General features: G+C 61.2%; 13 protein-coding genes. 7 read left to right on the forward strand and 6 right to left on the reverse strand.

Annotated elements, in window-relative coordinates; all coding sequences use genetic code 11:
- Positions 1 to 580 precede the first annotated feature (580 nt).
- From ppk1 to DW024_RS10410, 3 genes are all read left to right on the forward strand, one after another.
- On the forward strand, positions 581 to 3,028 hold the full coding sequence (gene ppk1, locus DW024_RS05530; protein WP_233541341.1) for a polyphosphate kinase 1: 2,448 nt from the start codon (positions 581 to 583) through the stop codon (positions 3,026 to 3,028).
- A gap of 85 nt (positions 3,029 to 3,113) precedes the next feature.
- Positions 3,114 to 4,442, forward strand: a complete 1,329-nt coding sequence (rlmD, locus tag DW024_RS05535) for a 23S rRNA (uracil(1939)-C(5))-methyltransferase RlmD (RefSeq protein WP_118377167.1) — start codon at positions 3,114 to 3,116, stop codon at positions 4,440 to 4,442.
- A gap of 177 nt (positions 4,443 to 4,619) precedes the next feature.
- On the forward strand, positions 4,620 to 4,898 hold the full coding sequence (locus tag DW024_RS10410; RefSeq protein WP_199576938.1) for an IS3 family transposase: 279 nt from the start codon (positions 4,620 to 4,622) through the stop codon (positions 4,896 to 4,898).
- Positions 4,899 to 5,073: 175 nt separating this feature from the next.
- Here DW024_RS10410 and DW024_RS05545 read toward each other — a convergent pair whose 3' ends face one another.
- From DW024_RS05545 to DW024_RS05555, 3 genes are all read right to left on the reverse strand, one after another.
- Positions 5,074 to 6,522 carry a PTS transporter subunit EIIC gene (locus DW024_RS05545; protein ID WP_118377168.1) on the reverse strand — a complete coding sequence of 483 codons (1,449 nt, stop codon included), beginning with the start codon at positions 6,520 to 6,522 and terminating at the stop codon, positions 5,074 to 5,076.
- A gap of 31 nt (positions 6,523 to 6,553) precedes the next feature.
- Positions 6,554 to 7,984 carry a 6-phospho-beta-glucosidase gene (locus tag DW024_RS05550; RefSeq protein WP_118377169.1) on the reverse strand — a complete coding sequence of 477 codons (1,431 nt, stop codon included), beginning with the start codon at positions 7,982 to 7,984 and terminating at the stop codon, positions 6,554 to 6,556.
- A gap of 121 nt (positions 7,985 to 8,105) precedes the next feature.
- Positions 8,106 to 9,086 (reverse strand): EamA family transporter, encoded by a 981-nt coding sequence (locus DW024_RS05555; protein ID WP_118377170.1) that lies wholly within the window; start codon positions 9,084 to 9,086, stop codon positions 8,106 to 8,108.
- 499 nt (positions 9,087 to 9,585) lie between these two features.
- Here DW024_RS05555 and DW024_RS05560 point away from each other — a divergent pair, with 499 nt between their 5' ends.
- The 3 genes from DW024_RS05560 (at position 9,586) to DW024_RS05570 (ending at position 11,808) form a co-directional block, all read left to right on the forward strand.
- Positions 9,586 to 10,128: a DJ-1 family glyoxalase III gene (locus DW024_RS05560; RefSeq protein WP_118377171.1), complete on the forward strand. Its 543-nt coding sequence runs from the start codon at positions 9,586 to 9,588 to the stop codon at positions 10,126 to 10,128.
- Positions 10,125 to 10,706, forward strand: a complete 582-nt coding sequence (locus DW024_RS05565) for a nucleoside triphosphate pyrophosphatase (RefSeq protein WP_118377172.1) — start codon at positions 10,125 to 10,127, stop codon at positions 10,704 to 10,706. Before DW024_RS05560 ends, DW024_RS05565 begins: the two co-directional genes overlap by 4 nt.
- Positions 10,707 to 10,806: 100 nt before the next feature.
- A complete protein-coding gene (locus DW024_RS05570) occupies positions 10,807 to 11,808 on the forward strand; it encodes a P1 family peptidase (RefSeq protein ID WP_118377173.1) in 1,002 nt (333 codons plus the stop codon).
- A 372-nt stretch (positions 11,809 to 12,180) separates the two neighbouring features.
- Here DW024_RS05570 and DW024_RS05575 read toward each other — a convergent pair whose 3' ends face one another.
- The gene (locus DW024_RS05575) at positions 12,181 to 13,212 is read right to left on the reverse strand and encodes a glycosyltransferase family 2 protein (RefSeq protein ID WP_118377174.1); all 1,032 of its coding nucleotides are present in this window, start codon (positions 13,210 to 13,212) and stop codon (positions 12,181 to 12,183) included.
- Positions 13,205 to 14,407, reverse strand: a complete 1,203-nt coding sequence (gene glf / locus DW024_RS05580; protein ID WP_118377175.1) for a UDP-galactopyranose mutase — start codon at positions 14,405 to 14,407, stop codon at positions 13,205 to 13,207. Before glf ends, DW024_RS05575 begins: the two co-directional genes overlap by 8 nt.
- A 231-nt stretch (positions 14,408 to 14,638) precedes the next feature.
- Here glf and pta point away from each other — a divergent pair, with 231 nt between their 5' ends.
- Positions 14,639 to 15,619, forward strand: coding sequence for a phosphate acetyltransferase (pta, locus tag DW024_RS05585; RefSeq protein ID WP_089573084.1), 981 nt, complete (start codon positions 14,639 to 14,641; stop codon positions 15,617 to 15,619).
- Positions 15,620 to 15,973: 354 nt separating this feature from the next.
- On the opposite strand, the gene DW024_RS05590 is transcribed toward pta, so the two are convergent.
- Positions 15,974 to 17,152, reverse strand: a complete 1,179-nt coding sequence (locus DW024_RS05590) for an acetate/propionate family kinase (RefSeq protein ID WP_117820680.1) — start codon at positions 17,150 to 17,152, stop codon at positions 15,974 to 15,976.
- Positions 17,153 to 17,224: the final 72 nt, after the last annotated feature.

A 17,224-nucleotide genomic window follows, 5' to 3' on the forward strand; every position in this document is an offset into this window, starting at 1 on the left:
GGCACGTGCAGACCTTTCGTCATGGCCTCCTACCTTTCTTTCGGGCCTCTCGGCCGAATCTATCAGCGCCCTTCCGTAACGGGCGCTGCTTGCTGACAGCTCTAGTTATATCCAAATTCCACCCGCAATTCCACCTCACCCCCGAACGGTCAACAAAGTGCGATGAACGGTATATCGAATATGATTCCCCCATAATGCACTTCGGCGTTCTAAAGTAGCTTTTCTAAGGTAAACGCTCTTTTTTCTCAAAAATCATTCGCAATTACAACTCCAATCTTTCGATTAAGAATTGCATATCTACAACGGTTTTATGTATATAATTGACGCTTGTTCGTGTTTCTGCCTGTATTCGATGATATTCAGCTATCTATCATTCTTATTCACACATACTCAGCAGTTGAGTGAGGATCTAGACCGTTTTTCGCAACGCGACGGGCGTCAGCTCTATGGCTTGACAGCGTAAGAAGTAGGTTAAGATACCGTTCGCACAATACGTCCGTGCCACAAGTCGACTAAATTGAGACAATAGTGAATAGTGTTAGGCAACCGTCCCCTGCGGGGACTGAACGGACAGATGCATATGCCGAGCAAAATCGAAAAAAAGCAAGCCGCCGCAAAGCTGCGCAAACCGCCGCGCGACTTCTCGTACACGCAGAACCGAGAGCTCAGCTGGCTGCGCTTTGACAACCGTGTGCTTGACGAAGCCTTCGACGAGACCGTTCCGCTGTTCGAGCGGCTAAAGTTCGTGTCGATTTTCGAGTCTAACCTCGATGAGTTTCTCATGGTGCGCGTGGGCGGCCTGTCCGATCTGGCAGAGCTCAAAAAACAGCCTGTCGACAACAAGAGCAATATGACCGCCTCCGAACAGGTCGATGCTGTCATGGCCGAAATGCCCGGGCTCCTTACCCGATGGGAGTCCATCTTTAAGAGCATCGAGGGCAAGCTCGACACCCTGGGCGTTCACCGCGCCCGCATCGATTCGCTTACGCCCGAGGAGCGCACCTTTGTAACCCGTTACTTCCAGGCCTACGTGTCGCCGGTCATCTCACCGCTGGTGATTGACCCGCGCCACCCCTTCCCCAACCTGCGCAACGGCGCACTCTACCTGGCCTGCGGCCTGGACGGCGTCACCGACGAGGAGAGTCTGCTGGGCCTTATCGAGATTCCCACCTCGATGAACCGCGTGGTCGAGATCCCCTCGCCCACCGGCACCTACTCCTACATCTTGCTCGAGGACGTCATCCTCGCCTGCCTGGACAGCTGCTTTGGCTCCTATAAGCCGCTCGACCGCGCGCTCATCCGCGTCACCCGCAACGCCGACATCGACCCGGACGGCGAGGGCGTCGAGGAGGAAGAGGATTACCGTCAGCACATGAAGCGCATCCTCAAGAAACGCTTGCGCCTGCAGCCGGTGGTGCTCGCGGTCTCGGGGTTGCTCGAGAAGGCGACGCTCAAGACCATCCGCAAGGCGCTCGAGCTTTCTCGCCGCTCGGTCTTTACCTGCGATATCCCGCTCGACCTGGGCTACGTCTTCGGCATTGAGGGCAAGATTCCCGAGCATCTACGCAACGAGCTCCTCTTTACGCCGTTTAAGCCGCAGCCCAACCCCACCATCGACATGTCCCGTTCCATCCGCGAGCAGGTGCTGCAGCACGACAAGTTGCTCTTTTACCCCTACGAGGCCATGAATCCGTTCCTGGACCTGGTACACGAGGCCGCATACGACCCCGAGTGCATCTCGCTGCGCATCACGCTCTACCGCGTGGCCAAGCAGAGTCGTCTGTGCGAGTCGTTGATTGACGCCGCCGAGAACGGCAAAGAGGTCACGGTGCTCATGGAGCTCCGTGCGCGCTTTGACGAGCAAAACAACATCGAGTGGGCAGAGCGTCTGGAAGAAGCGGGCTGCACCGTCATCTATGGCTCCGAGGGCTTTAAATGCCACTCAAAGATCTGTCAGCTCACCTATCGCGAGGGCATGGCGCTCACTCGACTCACGCTTTTGGGCACCGGTAACTTTAACGAGAAGACGGCCAAGCTCTACAGCGATTTTATGCTCATGACCGCCCATCCCGGGATCGGCGAAGACGCCAACCTGTTCTTCCGCAACCTGTCGCTGGGCAACCTGCGCGGCGACTACCGCTTTTTGGGCGTGGCGCCCGTGGGCCTCAAGCCACTCATCATGCGCGGTCTGGACCGCGAGATACAACGCGCTCTCGCCGGCGAGCCCGCGCGCGTATTCTTTAAGCTCAACTCGCTGACCGACCGCGAGGTCATCGACAAGATCGCCGAGGCATCGTGCGCAGGAGTCCGCGTGGACATGATCATCCGCGGTATCTCGTGCCTGAAGCCCAACATTGCGGGCAAGACCGAAAACGTGCACGTACGTTCTATCGTCGGACGTTTCTTGGAGCACGCGCGCGTCTATGCCTTCGGCGTGGACTCGGACATGATCTACCTGAGTTCTGCCGACATGATGACGCGCAACACCGAGCATCGCGTGGAGATCGCCTTCCCCGTGCTCGACCCCACCTGCCGCGCGCTGGTGCACGAGTACATGGGCGTGCAGCTGCGCGACAACGTGAAGGCACGTAGCCTGACGAGCGACGGCACCTGGGTTCCCGTAGAGCGAAAAGAGGGTGAGAAGCCCTTTAACTCGCAGGAGTTCCTGTTGGAGCGCGCTTATCGCAACGCCGAGTCCGCAGCCGTGGCTTCGGAGCCCGTCGCCAAAGCAAAACCGGAATCCGCACCTGTTCTGGGTCCCAAGCCCGAGCCACAGCCGGCAGCCCCTAAGGTACAGAAGGTCCAGGCGACCGTCATCGAGCCCGACCTGGAGCCCGAGCCCGAGCCCGAGCATGCGCCCCAGCCTCAGCCGCAGACCGCCAAGCCCGCGCCCCAGGCAAGCGCCCGCCGCGAGAAACCCGCCGGCAAGACCAAAGCCATCGAGCGCCATCGCCCCGGTCGCGTGCGCATGGGCTTGGGCCTAATCGGCCTAGGACTCAAGACGCTCATTACCGGCAAGACGAAATAGACGTTTGTAGAAGCGCCCCGTATTTGAGGAATGCCTCAGGTACGGGGCGCTTTTCCCTGCTACCATGGTGCGGACAACAACGCGAATGACGGGCAGGAATATGAAGCTCACCATAGAATCGATGACGTATGGCGCCGATGGTCTGGCGCATGCCGATAACGGCAAAGCCGTATTTGTGCAGGGCGCCGTGGCGGGCGACACCGTCGAGGCCGAAATCGTGCAGGACGGCAAATCGTTTATGCGCGCCCGCGCCACCGAGATTCTGGAACCAAGCCCCGGTCGCATTCAGCCTCCCTGCCCCTTCGTGGGCATCTGCGGTGGCTGCTCGTGGGGCAATCTCTCGCGCACCGCTCAGCTTGCCGCCAAGGAGCAAAACCTGCGCTCCACGCTCGAGCGCATCGGCAAGTTCACCCCTGAGCAAGTCGACGAGCTGGTGCAGCCCATCCGCCACACCAAGGACGATTGGGGCTACCGCAATAAAATTGAGCTCGAACCGACCGTCGTTAACGGCCGCGTTCGTCTTGGCATGCACGGCGTCGATCCCAGCAAGATCGTGACCGTCGATTCGTGCCCGCTGTTCGATAAGCGCTTCCCCAAGGCACTCAAATCGGTTGTCGGCGCGCTCAATTATCTGAGCGGCAGCCACGACCTGGGCTTGGAGCGCGTGGGCATTCGCGCCTCGCGTCGCACCAAAGCGCTCGAGGTCGCGCTCTGGACGCCCACGGGGTCGTTTCCGCGCTCGCAGGTCTCCCGCGTGCTGGCGGACGCCGCTCATCCCACGAGCATCGTTCGTGTGATGAGCAAGGGCGAGAAGAAGGCCCGTCGCGTCTCTAAGGTGGAGATGCTCGCCGGCGAGGGCTCGTGGACCGAGAACATCGCAGAGGGCCAGATGCGCCTGTCCGCTCCGTCGTTCTTCCAGGTCAATACCAAGGGTGCCGAGATTTTAATCGAGCTCGTTCTGGACGCACTCGATCCGCAGGAAGACGAGCTTGCCGTGGACCTGTACTGCGGTGCCGGCACCTTTACCCTGCCGCTCGCCCGCCGCTGCGATTACGTCGCCGCCGTCGAAGCCTATGGCCCTGCCGTGCGCGATCTGCGTCGCAACCTGGAGATCAACAAGCTCGATAACGTCGACGTCATCGGCGGCGACGCGGTGCGCGAGTTTCCCGACCAGGACGCCGATGTCCTGGTAGTCGATCCGCCGCGCGCAGGCTTGGCGCCCGAGGCCATCGACCTCATCGCCAGCACGAGCGCACGCGATGTCGCCTACGTGAGCTGTGACCCTGCCACCCTGGCACGCGACCTCAAGCGCTTTGTCGAGGAGGGCACCTTCTCCCCCGTCAAGATCACGCCGGTCGACCTATTCCCGCAAACCTTCCACTGCGAAACCGTCGTCCACCTCAAGCGTAACTAGACCGTTTGCCCAAGACCACGCCCGATGATTTTTCTGGGACGGGGATAAAAAAATTTGTTCTGAATGATTATTTAATCCCCGTCCCGAAATTGAACCGCCCCCTCATTTCTTGGACATTAGAAATGAGGGGCTTCTTTATGGACGGGAAAGTCGGACACGACGCCACGCTGAGGACTCTTGCAGCTGAGTTTTGCGACAGGGGATACGGGCGCACCGAAGGCCGAAGGGCGCCCGGACCCGGCCGGGGCCGGCGGCGCGCGAGGGCGAGCTCTTGCGACGGAGCTGCTGCCCGGGCGCCTGAAGGACGAGTTCTACAGGAACCGGACGTGGTGGAGCTTCGAGGAGTTCAAGCGGGACCTCCACGCCTACACCGTTCACTGGAACAAGAGGAGGCAGGTTAAGCAAAAGGGACTGACCCCGGAGGAGTTCCGGAATCAGTCCCCATGTGCGGCATAGGCCGCTAATTGACCCGTCTAAGTTTCAGGGCGCAGTTCATTTCAGCGCCGCCCGAGAAAGCTAAACGCCTTCTGGCAGGTTGTCCCGGGCCGAGGGCGGCCACCTTGATCGCCCTCGGCCCTCACCCACCTCAACTGCTCCTCAATTACATAGAGCTGATTGAGGAGGGCGCAAGCTAGTGGGCGCCTTCCTCCTCGTCGTTGGGTCGGTAGGTGATGAACTCGATAACAAAGGCCAGGACGGCGGAGATGAGCGAGGCAATGATCGCGAAGATCATGTGGGAGATCCCGGCGCCACCAGGGGTCCCGTCGATGAAGTTGAGCAGGTTGAAGACGCCGAGGCCGCCCGAGATGTACATGAGAGCGCCAGTCATTCCCACGATAGCGCCGCCCACGGCGGAGCTCAGGCATGCCACGACGAACGCGCGCTTGTTGGGGAGGGCGATGCCGTAGATGCCCGGCTCGGTGACGCCGAAGAAGAAGGCGGAGATCATCGCGGGAAGGGCGATGCCGCGGAAGCGCTCGTCCTTGTTTCTGAGGTACATGGCAAAGATGACCGCTCCGAGTGCGAACCCGTGGCCGATGGTGGCGGCGAGCACGCTATCGTGGCCGAGGGTGTTCAGGTTCATGATGGAGATGGGGATGAGGCTCCAGTGGAAGCCGAAGATGACGAGGCACATCCACAGTCCGCCGACTAGGGCGCTGCCCAGGACGGAACCAACCACGGGGAGCTGGAAGATGAACGAGAACGCCGCGCTCAGCAGGTTGGTGATGAGGGTGGCCACCGGGCCGATGATGAGGTAGCCCAAGACGATGGAGACCGTCATCGTGGCGAGCGGGACAAGGAACATCTTGAGCGCAGCCGGCATCCAGCTCTTGAGCCAGCGCTCAAGGATAGAGCCGAACCACACCATGAGAAGGACGGGGATCACCGAGCTCACGTAGCCGGACACGGGCATGATGATGGGGAGCCCGAGGGCGGTGGCGTACCACGAGAACGTGCCGGCCACACCGAGGTCGATGCTGCCGAGCGCCTCGCCCGAGGTCAGGGCGACCATCGTCGGGTAGAGGAGCGCCACGCCGATTGCCACGCCGGTGAACTCGTTCATGCGGAACTTGCGCGCGGCACTGAACGCCAGGGCGACGGGAAGGAAGTAGAAGAAGCCGTCAGCCACGGTGTAGAGCAGCGTGTAGAGGCCGTCGTTTGCAAAGGCCGGGACGAAGTAGGTGATGAGGGCAAGCAGTCCCTTCATGATGCCTGCGGCGGCAAGCGGTCCCAGGATGGGCTGGAAGATGCCAGAGATGAGGTCGATGATGACGGAGGCAACGGTCTTATCGCCCTGGGGCTCGTCGTCGGCGCTTGCGCCGCCCGAGAAGTTGCCGGCCTCCAGGACCGCGTCGTAGACGTCCTCGACGATGTTGCCCACGACCACCTGGTACTGGCCGTTGGCCTGGATGACCTGGATGACGCCCTTGAGGGCCTCGATCTTGGCCGTGTTGGCGCGGGACTCGTCCTTGAGTTTGAAGCGCACGCGCGTGATGCAGTGCGCGACGCTGGCGACGTTCTCGGCGCCGCCTACGTTCTCGAGTATGGATCTGGCCAGGTCGTCGTATTTTTCTGCCATTTTTTTCTCCTTAGTGATATTGCCCGGGTGGTTAGCCCAGGTCGCCTCCGTTGGTGGCGATGGCCTGTTGATACCAGTAGAAGCTCTTCTTGCGCCTGCGCTCGAGCGTGCCGTCGCCCAGGTTGTCGCGGTCCACGTAGATGAAGCCGTAGCGCTTCTCCATCTCGCCGGAGCCCGCGCTCACGAGGTCGATCGGCCCCCAGGTGGTGTAGCCGAGCATCTCGACGCCGTCCTGCTCGATAGCGTCGCGCATGGCCTCGATGTGCTCGCGCAGGTAGGCGATGCGGTAGTCATCCTCGATCGTGCCGTCGGGAAGCACCTCGTCATAGGCGCCGAGGCCGTTCTCCACCACAAAGAGCGGCTTCTGGTAGCGGTCCCAGAGGTCGTTGATCGTGATGCGGAACCCCAGCGGGTCGATGACCCAGCCCCAGTCGCTCGTGCGCACGTAGGGGTTCTCTACGCCGGCGAAGGCGTTGCCCTCGGCGACGCCGCCCACGGAATCGGGGTCGCCCGCGGTACAGCGCGAGGAGTAGTAGCTAAACGAGATGAAGTCGACGGTGTTCTCCGCAAGGATGCGCTCGTCCTCGGCGGTCATGCCCACGTCGATGCCCTCGCGCTCGAGCATCTTGAGCGCGTAGCCGGGGTAGTGCCCGCGTGCCTGCACGTCCACGAAGAAGAGGTCCTCCTGGTTCTTGACCTGCGCTGCACGGACGTCCTCGGGACGACAGGAGTAGGGGTAGTAGCTTCCCGCGGCGAGCATGCAGCCAACCTTGTTCTCCGGGTCGACCTCGTGGGCGATCTTGGTGGCCCAGGCGCTCGCCACGAGCTCGTTGTGCGCGGCGCGGTACTCGGCCTCGCGGGCATTCTCCCCGGGCTCGAGGACGATGCCGGCACCCATGAAGGGACGGTGCAAGATCATGTTCATCTCGTTGAACGTGATCCACCAATGCACGAGGCCGCGGTAGCGGTTGAAGAGCACCGTCACGAGCCGCTTGTAGAGCTCGATGAGGGCGCGGTTTCGCCAGGCGCCGTACTTCTTGACGAGGTGGATGGGGCAGTCGAAGTGCGTGATGGTCACGAGGGGCTCGATCCTGTGCTCGCGGCAGCAGCGGAACACGTCCTCGTAGAAGGCGAGCCCGGCCTCGTTGGGCTCCTCCTCGTCGCCATTGGGGAAGATGCGGCTCCAGGCGATGGAGAGGCGAAAGACCTTAAAGCCCATCTCCGCGAAGAGGGCTATGTCCTCGCGGTAGTGGTGGTAGAAGTCGATGCCCGTCTGGGCCGGGTAGTAGTACCCGGGCTCAAAGTCGAGCATGCGCCTCAGGCCGCGACTTACGTCGTTGCGCTCCGACCCGTGTGGGATGACGTCGACATTGGCAAGGCCGCGGCCGCCCTCGTCATAACCTCCCTCGCATTGGTTAGCAGCGGTGGCTCCTCCCCAAAGGAACCCTTTTGGAAATGGCATGGTGCCTCCTTCTCTCTGGCGCCCCCACCTCTGCGGGGACGCTTTATAACGTCCTTGCGACCTCACGCGCCGGGCCCGTGGCCCTTTCCCTGATGCGCGCGGGCCGCCCGTGAAGGGGTGACTAGCTGATGGCTTGTCCTGCGGCGGCGCGACGTGCCTCCCGGCCTCCAAGCAGGGAGGGGACCTGTGCCAGGCACACGCCGGCGAGGATGATGGCAACGCCCAGCCACTCGACGACGCCGAGCGGCTCGCCGAGGACGATCATGGCGATGAGCAGGCCGGCGGGGAGTTCCGCGGCGGCCATGACAGTGGAGAGACCCGCGGGCAGGTGCGGAGAGCCCATGCCGAAGAGCAAGACCGGGCAGAGCATGCCAAAGAAGCCGGCGATGACGGCAAAGGGCAGGATGCCCTGGGCGAGGACGCCCGAGACGACGTAGTCCGGGCACACCGTGAGCGACATGACCACGGAGCCCGCGCACACGATGACGCCGCGCTGCTCGGACGAGCAGGGGGCCTCGACCTTGCCGGAGAGGGTGACAAAGAGGGAGCAGGACACGGCCGCCCCCAGCGCGCAGAGCAGGGCCACGGGGTCGTACCCGGTGATGCCGGTCTTGTAAACGCCGCTCGCGAACACCGTCCCGAAGACGATGACCAGGGCGGAGGCCACTTGGAGGGGCCTCGGCGGCCGGCGCGTCATGACGGTCTGCCACACGAGCCCCAGCCACGTGAACTGGAAGAGGAGCGTGAGCGCCACCGGGGCGGGCAGCACACTCATGGCGTAGCAGTAGAGGATTGAGGTGAGGCAGGTGAGGGCTCCCAGGCCCATGAGCTTAAGGGCGAGCTTCCAGCCCACGCGCTGCCAGCGGCGCCCGAGTGCGTGCCCTGCGAGCGTGGCGAGGGCGAAGAAGAGGCAGCCGAGCCACGCTTGGCTCGCCACCACCTGTGCCGAGGTGAAGCCCGCGGCGTAGGCGAGCTTGTAGGTCGTGGCCATCGCGCCGTAGCAGGCGCCGCCCGCAAAGACCTGGAGCGCCGCCTTGGCCTGTCCCGCGCCCGTGGCTCCCGCCCCGGCGGCCTGCTGCTTGATTGTGTTTGTTCCTGCCATTAGGCTCCCTTCCGTCTGCTGTCTTGCAGACGCACGTCTCGTGCGTCTGTTCCCTGCAGTCGGAAGGTGGGCTCGTGCGGTCTTCTGGCGGTGCATGTGGCACCTGCTGCCAAGACGAAAAAAGCCACGCAACCGACTGCTCGGTTGCGTGGCAAAAAGGTGGCTAGCGCCCAGAAAAGTCCACGCGTTTTTAGACTGGAGCATAGTACTACAACAGGTGAGATTCCGTCAAGAAAAACCGAGGAAAAAAGTGAGCCTCTGCCCGCCGTACCTGTGGCGGTCGTTCCCCGAACGGGGCGGTGCTGTTGGGGACTGTCTCGATCTGTAACAGTTGGGGCTAGTTTTGGTCGATGGATGTTACAGATTGAGATTGTTGAGGATGGGTGGGGGTAGCTAATTCGGACGGGGCTATTTTAAACATTGGGAAATCGAGCGTGGCAAGCGGAGGTCTTCGGGGTATAAGACGGCTAATTGTATGCCGCCTATGAAAGGAACCCTCATGCCCAGCGTTGCCGTTCTCGCCGCCGATGGCTTTGAAACTATTGAATGCTTGACCATGGTCGATGTCATGCGTCGCGGCGGCGTGCGCGCCACGCTCGTCTCGATCATGCCCACGCGTGAGGTCGTAAGCTCGCTGCAGATCCCCGTAACCTGCGACGCACTCTTTGATGAGATCGATTTTGACGAGTATGACTGCGTCGTGCTGCCCGGCGGTCTGCCCGGCGCCACCAACCTGCGCGCCGACCAGCGCGTCTGCGACGTAGTCTGCGAGTTCGCCGCGATCAAGCATGTTGCCGCCATCTGCGCCGCCCCGTTTATCCTGGGCGAGCTTGATCTGCTCGAGGGACGCCACGCCACGTGCTTCCCCGGCTTTGAGAAGAGCTTCCCCGAGGGCGCCTATACCGGCGACAAGGTCACGCACGACGGCAACATCATCACTGCCAGCGGCATGGCCCAGTCGCTCCCCTTTGCGCTTGAGCTGCTGCGTACGCTCGCCGGCGAAAAGGCCGTCGAGAAGGTTGCCGAGGGCATTCAGCTATGATTTTGGCTTCGCAATCACCGCGCCGCATCGAGTTGATGCGCGAAGCGGGCTACGACATCCGCGTCATTCCCGCTGACATCGACGAGACTCCTTTTGATGATGAGGCCCCGCTTACGCTTGTCGAGCGCTTAGCTCGCGCTAAGGCTGCCGCCGTTGCCGCCGAGCACGCCGAGCCCAATGAGCTGACCATCGCGGCCGACACCATCGTCACCTTCGATGGCAAGCTTTTGGGTAAGCCGGCAAACGAGGACGAGGCCCGCACCATGCTCCACGAGCTCTCGGGTCGCACGCACCAGGTGGCAACCGGCGTCTGCATCGTTAAGGCAGGCGACACGGCCGCTCCGCATGCCGCCGAGAGCCTGTCGTTTGTCGATGTGACCGACGTGACGTTCTATGAGCTTACCGAAGAGCAGATCGAGCGCTATGTTGCCTCCGGCGAACCCATGGACAAGGCCGGGGCCTACGGCATCCAAGGCACAGGCGGCCGCATGCTTGTGCACGATATTTCGGGTGACTTCTACAACGTGGTGGGCTTGCCCATCGCTCGCGTCGCACGCGCGATTCAAAAACTCTCGTAATTGCATCTGGCGCTGGTTATCCCCCAGCGCCTACAATTTTGCCGTACCGTACGGATCCCGACCGGGCATAAGGCCCGGCGGAAAACCGATAGGAGAAAACATGGACACACTGCTCGAAGCCATCGATGTTTGCAATGTCGATGGCTTTTGCTTTGGCAACTATACGGACGAGGAGGCTGGCACCGGCTGCACCGTAATCGTGGCGCCCGAGGGTGCCACCGGCGGCGTTGACGTTCGCGGCGGTGCTCCAGCATCGCGCGAAACCGACCTGCTGCGACCCGAGAACACCGTCGACAAGGTTCACGCCGTCTGCCTTTCGGGCGGATCGGCCTTTGGCCTCGAGGCTGCAAGCGGCGTCGCTCGCGAACTCGAGAGCCGCGGCATCGGCCTTCCCGTCGGCCCCACGCAGGTGCCCATCGTGTGCTCCAGCTGTATCTTCGACCTTGCCTTTGGCGACCCCACCGTACGCCCCGACATAGAGGCCGGCATCGCCGCCGTGCGCGAGGCACTCGACAACACCCCCACCACGCTCGAGCAAGGCAATGTGGGCGCCGGCACCGGTGCCACCGTGGGTAAGCTCATGGGCCCTGCCACCTGCATGAAGGCCGGCCTTGGCGCTGCCGCCGTGGCGCTCGGCCCCATCAAGGTGGGCGCCGTGGTCTCGGTCAACGCCTGTGGCAACGTTGTCGACCCCTTCACCGGCGAGTGGGTCGCCGGTATGCGCGCCGCAGCCGATAGCGACCAGATCGTCGACATGGAACTCGCAGCCTTTGCCGCCGCCGGATCCATGCAGATGCCGCTCGACCGCACCAACACCACCATCAGCTGCATCGTCACCAACATGGAGCTCACTAAGGCACAAGCCACCAAGGTCTCTCAGATGGCCGCAGACGCCTACGCACACGCCATCCGTCCCACGCACACCACCAACGACGGCGACACCATCTACACCCTCGCCAGCGGCAAACTGGGCGCCCAGGCAAGCGCCGCCGTTCCCCTAGACCTGCTGGGCATGCTCGCCGTAAGGGCCCTGGAAACCGCCATCGTAAATGGAGCCAAAACCGCCAAAACCTCCCACGGCATCCCCGGCGCCGCAAAGTAGCCTAACCTGACCGGTTACCCGGTGGGGCTTGGTTATGTTTGCTGCTCTACAGTCCTGGCTCGCACGAAGAGCACATTAAGTGCTCTTCGGCTCGTGCGGAACTCGCGACAAACATAACCAAGCCCCACCGGGCAACCTACTCAACAAGATCCCTTTCAGCCCAGGCCCCTGTGTACCGCGCGTCGAAGATCTTCAAATTCAACTAGCTGACAATCGATTCTTATAGCAGAGGCCCCTTGGCCTTTAGTTTGATACAAGTTCCGCACGAGCCGGAAAGCACTTAATGTGCTTTCCGTGCGAGCAGGACTGTTCGCAGTATCAAACTAAAGGCCAAGGGGCCCAGTCAACCTATCAGCAGCGATTACTCAGCAGCTAGTTGAATTTGAAGATCTTTGAGGCAAGACGGTATAGGCCGAGTGTGGTTTTGTCTCCGGCACGACCGCGGAGGTTAGTGAAGAAGCCGACCACACCGTAACGTGCACGACGATACATACGCTCGTCATAGGCCTTCAAATCATTCCACAGCGTCTTTAGGCGCTCGTCGGCGCAATCTTCCTCGGAAAGTTTGGTGAGCACCGAGCAAATCGCCATCATCATGGTGAAGTAGCCCATCATGTACGAGCGCAGACGCGACGACTCAACATCGCTGTACAGGTGGAACGACTCCATCATGATACGCGTCACACGGAACTGCTGGTCCAGGCGCTTGACCATCGTGGCCTCGTTGACGCTCTGGCCCTCGCGACCGATAAAGTAGCGATAGAGGTCGATGTCGGCGTAGTACATGGTCTTGCAACGCGGCAGCGGCACGTAGGCGTAGATGTTGTCCACATAGAACGTGTGCGGCGGCATGGGCAGGTTGGACTCGCGCAGCACATCCGTGCGATAGCACAGACTGTGCATGAGCAGATTCTGGTCCAAACGGAAATGGCCGATCTGGTACCAGGTAAAGATCTTTTTTCGAGGCAGGGCAAACTTGTAACCAATGGCCGTATGCGTACCCTCGTAAACCTTCTCGTACACGTAGTTCGAGATAAACAGGTCAACGCGCTGGTCGCGCTCTTCAAAGCCGCGCAGAATCGACAGCATGGTCGAAAGCGCCGCACCGTCGAGCCAGTCGTCCGAGTCGACAACCTTGTAGTAGGTGCCCTGTGCCTCGCGCAGACCCGAAAGGACGGCAATACCGTGGCCGCCATTCTCCTGGTGCACAGCGCGGATGATTCCAGGATAACGGGCCTCCCACTCGTCGGCCTTGGCGGCCGTCTCGTCCTTGGAGCCGTCGTCCACCACGATAATCTCGATATCGGTGGCGTAATTGCTCCCCTCCAAGATGGAGGTGATGCAATGGTCCATATCCTTGGCGGCGTTATACGAGGGAATACCGAATGTTATGACTTTATGCATGGCAGGCGATAATCTCATCCGAAAGATCGAGGGCGGAGTTGGTCACGGCGTCCATATCGTAGTAACGATACTCGGCCAGACGACCCACTGGGTGGAAGTTCGTCAGGTTCTGGACGCGCTCAAGATAGCGCTCGTAGAGCTCACGGTTCTCGGGCTCCAGGATGGCGTAGTACCGCGTCTCGCCCGAGCCGGGCGTATAGGCCTTGGAGTACTCCTTCATGATGGTGGTCTTGCCGGGCAGGACCTGACCAGTCATGTTCTTGAACTCGGTAATGCGCGTATAGTCCTCGCTCGTGGTGTAGTTGACGGTGCCCACGGGCTGGAACTGATCCATATCGAGCGTCTCGAACTTCATATCGAGCGTGCGGTACGGCAGCGCGCCCAGGTCGAGGTTGAACAGCTCGTCGAGCGGACCGGTGTAGACGATCTCGCCACCATAGACCTTGCCGTCGATCTTGACGGTGGTCTCGTCGATTTCAAAGAGGTCACGGGCGTCTACGTCACAGAACACGTCGATCAGATCGTGATCGAGCATATGCTCGAACAGCGCGGTATAGCCGTCCTGCGGCATGCCCTGAAAAGGAGCCTGCGGGAAGTAGCGATCGTCATCGCCCACAAAGACGGGGACGCGGCCGGTGATCGAGGGGTCGATCTGGTCGGGCGTCTGGCCCCACTGCTTCATGGTGTAATGCAAAAAGACGTTCTCGTATACGTAATCGGCGACCTCGGCCAAGTCGGGGTCGTTCTTCTTACGCAGCTCCATAATGGGCACTTTGACATCCTTGCCAAAGGTCTCCACGAGCTTCTGATACAGCTCCTCGCCGCGCTCGTCACCAAAGGCGAGCTTGAGACTCGCATGGTTGAAGGGCACAGGCATAAGAGTGCCGTTGATGTTGGCGAGCACCTTGTGCTGATAATCCGTCCACTTGGTAAAGCGCGACAGGAAATTGTGCACGCGCTCGTTAAAGGTGTGATAGATATGCGGACCGTACTCGTGGATCAGGATTCCGGCCTCGTCAGCGCAGTCATAGGCATTGCCCGCAATGTGGCTACGGCGCTCCAAAACGGCAACACGATAGCCGATAGTCTCGGCAAGACGGCGGGCGCAAACGGCACCGGCATATCCAGCACCGACGACAATCATGTCGTACGCGCCGGCGTTAAAGCCTTCAGGCAGGCCTGAGGTAATCTGCATCGATACTCCTTGTCAAAAGCCACGGGCTCGTTAGCTGGGCTTTTCTCGAACATTCTTCGAGACATATTTATCAGAGCGATTATAGCGCTAATGCGTCCTATAATGAGCTTGCCACACAAGGAAAGCTCAAGCACAGCGGCGAACATAATTGAAAGGTAGACCCGCTAGCAGCGGGTTTATTCGTGAACAGCCGGGCGCCTGGAGCTTAGCGAAACGCTTGTAAGGAGTAACATGAGCGATTTCCTAAACCGTATGAAGTCTGCCGCCAAGGCCGACCTTAAGACCATCGTCCTGCCCGAGGGCGAGGATCCGCGCACCATCGTCGCGGCCAACAAGATCATCGAGGAAGGCCTGGCCAACATCGTCATCCTGGGCGATCCCAACGAGATCAACGTTCCCGGCGCCACCGTCATCGACCCGCGCAATGCCGAGAAGCACGAGGAGTACGCACAGAAGTTTGCCGAGCTCCGCGCCAAGAAGGGCGTTACCATCGAGCAGGCTCGCGCCCAGGTGATGGACGCCACCTACTTTGGCACCATGATGGTCAAGATGGGCGACGCCGACGGCCTGGTCTCCGGCGCCTGCCACTCCACCGCCGACACCCTGCGCCCCGCGCTGCAGATCCTCAAGACCGCCCCGGGCACCAAGCTGGTCTCGGCCTTCTTCGTGATGTGCACCGACACCCCGCAGTTCGGCACCGACGGCACGCTGATTTTCGCCGACTGCGGCCTCAACATCAACCCGTCCTCCGACGAGCTCTCCGAGATCGCCATCGCCTCCGCTCACTCCTGGTCCACCTTCATGGGCAATGTTGAGCCGCACGTGGCCATGCTCTCCTACTCCACCATGGGCTCCGCTGGCGGCGAGGTCGCCAAGAAGGTCCAAGAGGCCGTGAAGTTCTGCAAGGAGAAGGCTCCCGAGCTCGCCATTGACGGCGACCTGCAGCTCGATGCCGCTATCGTCCCCACCGTCGCCCAGCTCAAGGCTCCCGGCTCCTCCGTTGCCGGCAAGGCCAACGTGCTCGTGTTCCCCGACCTCGAGGCCGGCAACATCGGCTACAAGCTGGTCCAGCGCTTCGCCGGCGCCGACGCCTACGGCCCCATCCTGCAGGGCATCGCCAAGCCGGTCAACGACCTGTCGCGCGGCTGCTCTGCCGACGACATCGTGGGTGTCGTGGCCATCACCGCCGTCCAGGCTCAGATGGCTGAGTAGCCAGACATATCCCCGCCGAAGGCAGCGCAGGTTAACCCCTGAAAACGTCCTCGACCAATGAAACGCCCCCGTTCTGCTCCTTCGGAGCTATGAACGGGGGCGTTTCTGGTCTGCGGAGTGTTTTCAGGGGTTAACCTGCGCTGCCTTCTACCGTCACGTGGCATTCAGGGCATCTGGAGTGGACGGCGGCTTGGCTACGAGCTGGAGCTGAGGATCTGAATGGTCGGGTGCCGTTACTGGGAGCGCAGGCGTTGCTGGTGGTGATCACTTTGGGACTGGAATTTCCGCCTGCTAGCAAAAAGGCCTCCCGAGCTGCTGCTCAGGAGGCCTTTCGTTCAATCGCAAGCGAACGCGTTAGTTGTTCTTGGTCAGACGCTCGACGTCGTGGGCGATCATGTATTCCTCGTCGGTGGGGATGACCATGACCGTGACGGCGGAACCGGCGGCGCTGATGACCTGCGGGCCGTTGCCCACGGCCTCGCGGTTCTTGTTGTTGTCGATACGTACGCCCAGCCACTCAAAGCAGTCGCAGAAGGCCTTGCGGATCGACCAGTCATTCTCGCCGATGCCGGCGGTAAAGGTGATGGTGTCCACGCCCGCCATGGAAGCGATCATGGAGCCAGCCTGCTGCATGGCCTTGTAGGCGAACATATCGAAGGCGAGCAGGCAGCGCTCGTCGCCCTCGGAGGCGCGCGTGCGGATGTCGCGGGCGTCGTTGGAGATGCCCGAGATGGCAAGCAGACCAGACTGCTTGTTCATCATGTCATCGACTTCCTGATAGCTGTAGCCGCCCTCGCGCTGGAGGTAGCACACGGTGGCAGGATCAATGGAACCACAGCGAGTGCCCATCATCAGGCCGTCGAGCGGCGTGAGGCCCATCGTGGTGTCGCGGCACACGCCGTCCTCGATAGCAGCGAGCGAAGCACCGTTACCCAAATGGCACGAAAGCAGACGGTGGCAGCGCGAACCCAGGATCTCCTTGGCCATCATCCACTCATAGCGGTGGCTCGTGCCGTGGGCGCCGTACTTGCGAACGTGGTACTTGTCGCACACGTCCTTGGGCAGCGCGTAGGTATAGGCGACCTCGGGCATGGTCATGTGGAACGAGGTGTCGAAGACCGCCACGTTGGGCAGCTCCGGATACTTCTCACGGCAATACTCAATCGCCGCGGCCTCGCCGTAGTTGTGCAGCGGGGCGAGCGGGGCCACCTCGAGAATCTTAGCCATGACCTCGTCGTCGACAACTGCGGAATCATCGAAGTGCCAGCCGCCCTGAACGATACGATGACCAATGCCATCAATCGTAAAGTCGGTCTTCTCGAGCTCCTCGAGCACACGAGCGATAGCAGAGCGATGATCGGGGAAAGGGACCTCCTCGGTCTGCTTGGCGCCACCGTTCTCGGAGTGGCCAAAGATGCCCATGTCCGAACCGATACGTTCGCAGTTGCCCTTGGCGAAAACCTCGCGGGTATCGGTATCCAAAAGCTGATATTTAAGGCTTGAGCTGCCGGCGTTGACAACAAGTACGTTCATGAGACTCCTTTGCAGTGCAATACGGTCGACGCAGACCCCTTAAGGCGGCCGCATTTTAATAAGAAGTTATCA

This window comes from Collinsella sp. AF37-9, assembly GCF_003475115.1.
Taxonomy (GTDB): domain Bacteria; phylum Actinomycetota; class Coriobacteriia; order Coriobacteriales; family Coriobacteriaceae; genus Collinsella.

What these genes read in the sequence shown, in the direction of transcription:
- DW024_RS05590 (WP_117820680.1), bottom strand. Translation starts at nt 17,152, where the DNA reads ATGAACGTACTTGTTGTCAACGCCGGCAGCTCAAGCCTTAAATATCAG.
- DW024_RS05555 (WP_118377170.1), bottom strand. Translation starts at nt 9,086, where the DNA reads ATGGCAGGAACAAACACAATCAAGCAGCAGGCCGCCGGGGCGGGAGCC.
- rlmD (WP_118377167.1), top strand. Translation starts at nt 3,114, where the DNA reads ATGACGGGCAGGAATATGAAGCTCACCATAGAATCGATGACGTATGGC.
- DW024_RS05545 (WP_118377168.1), bottom strand. Translation starts at nt 6,522, where the DNA reads ATGGCAGAAAAATACGACGACCTGGCCAGATCCATACTCGAGAACGTA.
- ppk1 (WP_233541341.1), top strand. Translation starts at nt 581, where the DNA reads ATGCCGAGCAAAATCGAAAAAAAGCAAGCCGCCGCAAAGCTGCGCAAA.
- DW024_RS05565 (WP_118377172.1), top strand. Translation starts at nt 10,125, where the DNA reads ATGATTTTGGCTTCGCAATCACCGCGCCGCATCGAGTTGATGCGCGAA.
- pta (WP_089573084.1), top strand. Translation starts at nt 14,639, where the DNA reads ATGAGCGATTTCCTAAACCGTATGAAGTCTGCCGCCAAGGCCGACCTT.
- DW024_RS05550 (WP_118377169.1), bottom strand. Translation starts at nt 7,984, where the DNA reads ATGCCATTTCCAAAAGGGTTCCTTTGGGGAGGAGCCACCGCTGCTAAC.
- glf (WP_118377175.1), bottom strand. Translation starts at nt 14,407, where the DNA reads ATGCAGATTACCTCAGGCCTGCCTGAAGGCTTTAACGCCGGCGCGTAC.
- DW024_RS05575 (WP_118377174.1), bottom strand. Translation starts at nt 13,212, where the DNA reads ATGCATAAAGTCATAACATTCGGTATTCCCTCGTATAACGCCGCCAAG.
- DW024_RS05560 (WP_118377171.1), top strand. Translation starts at nt 9,586, where the DNA reads ATGCCCAGCGTTGCCGTTCTCGCCGCCGATGGCTTTGAAACTATTGAA.
- DW024_RS05570 (WP_118377173.1), top strand. Translation starts at nt 10,807, where the DNA reads ATGGACACACTGCTCGAAGCCATCGATGTTTGCAATGTCGATGGCTTT.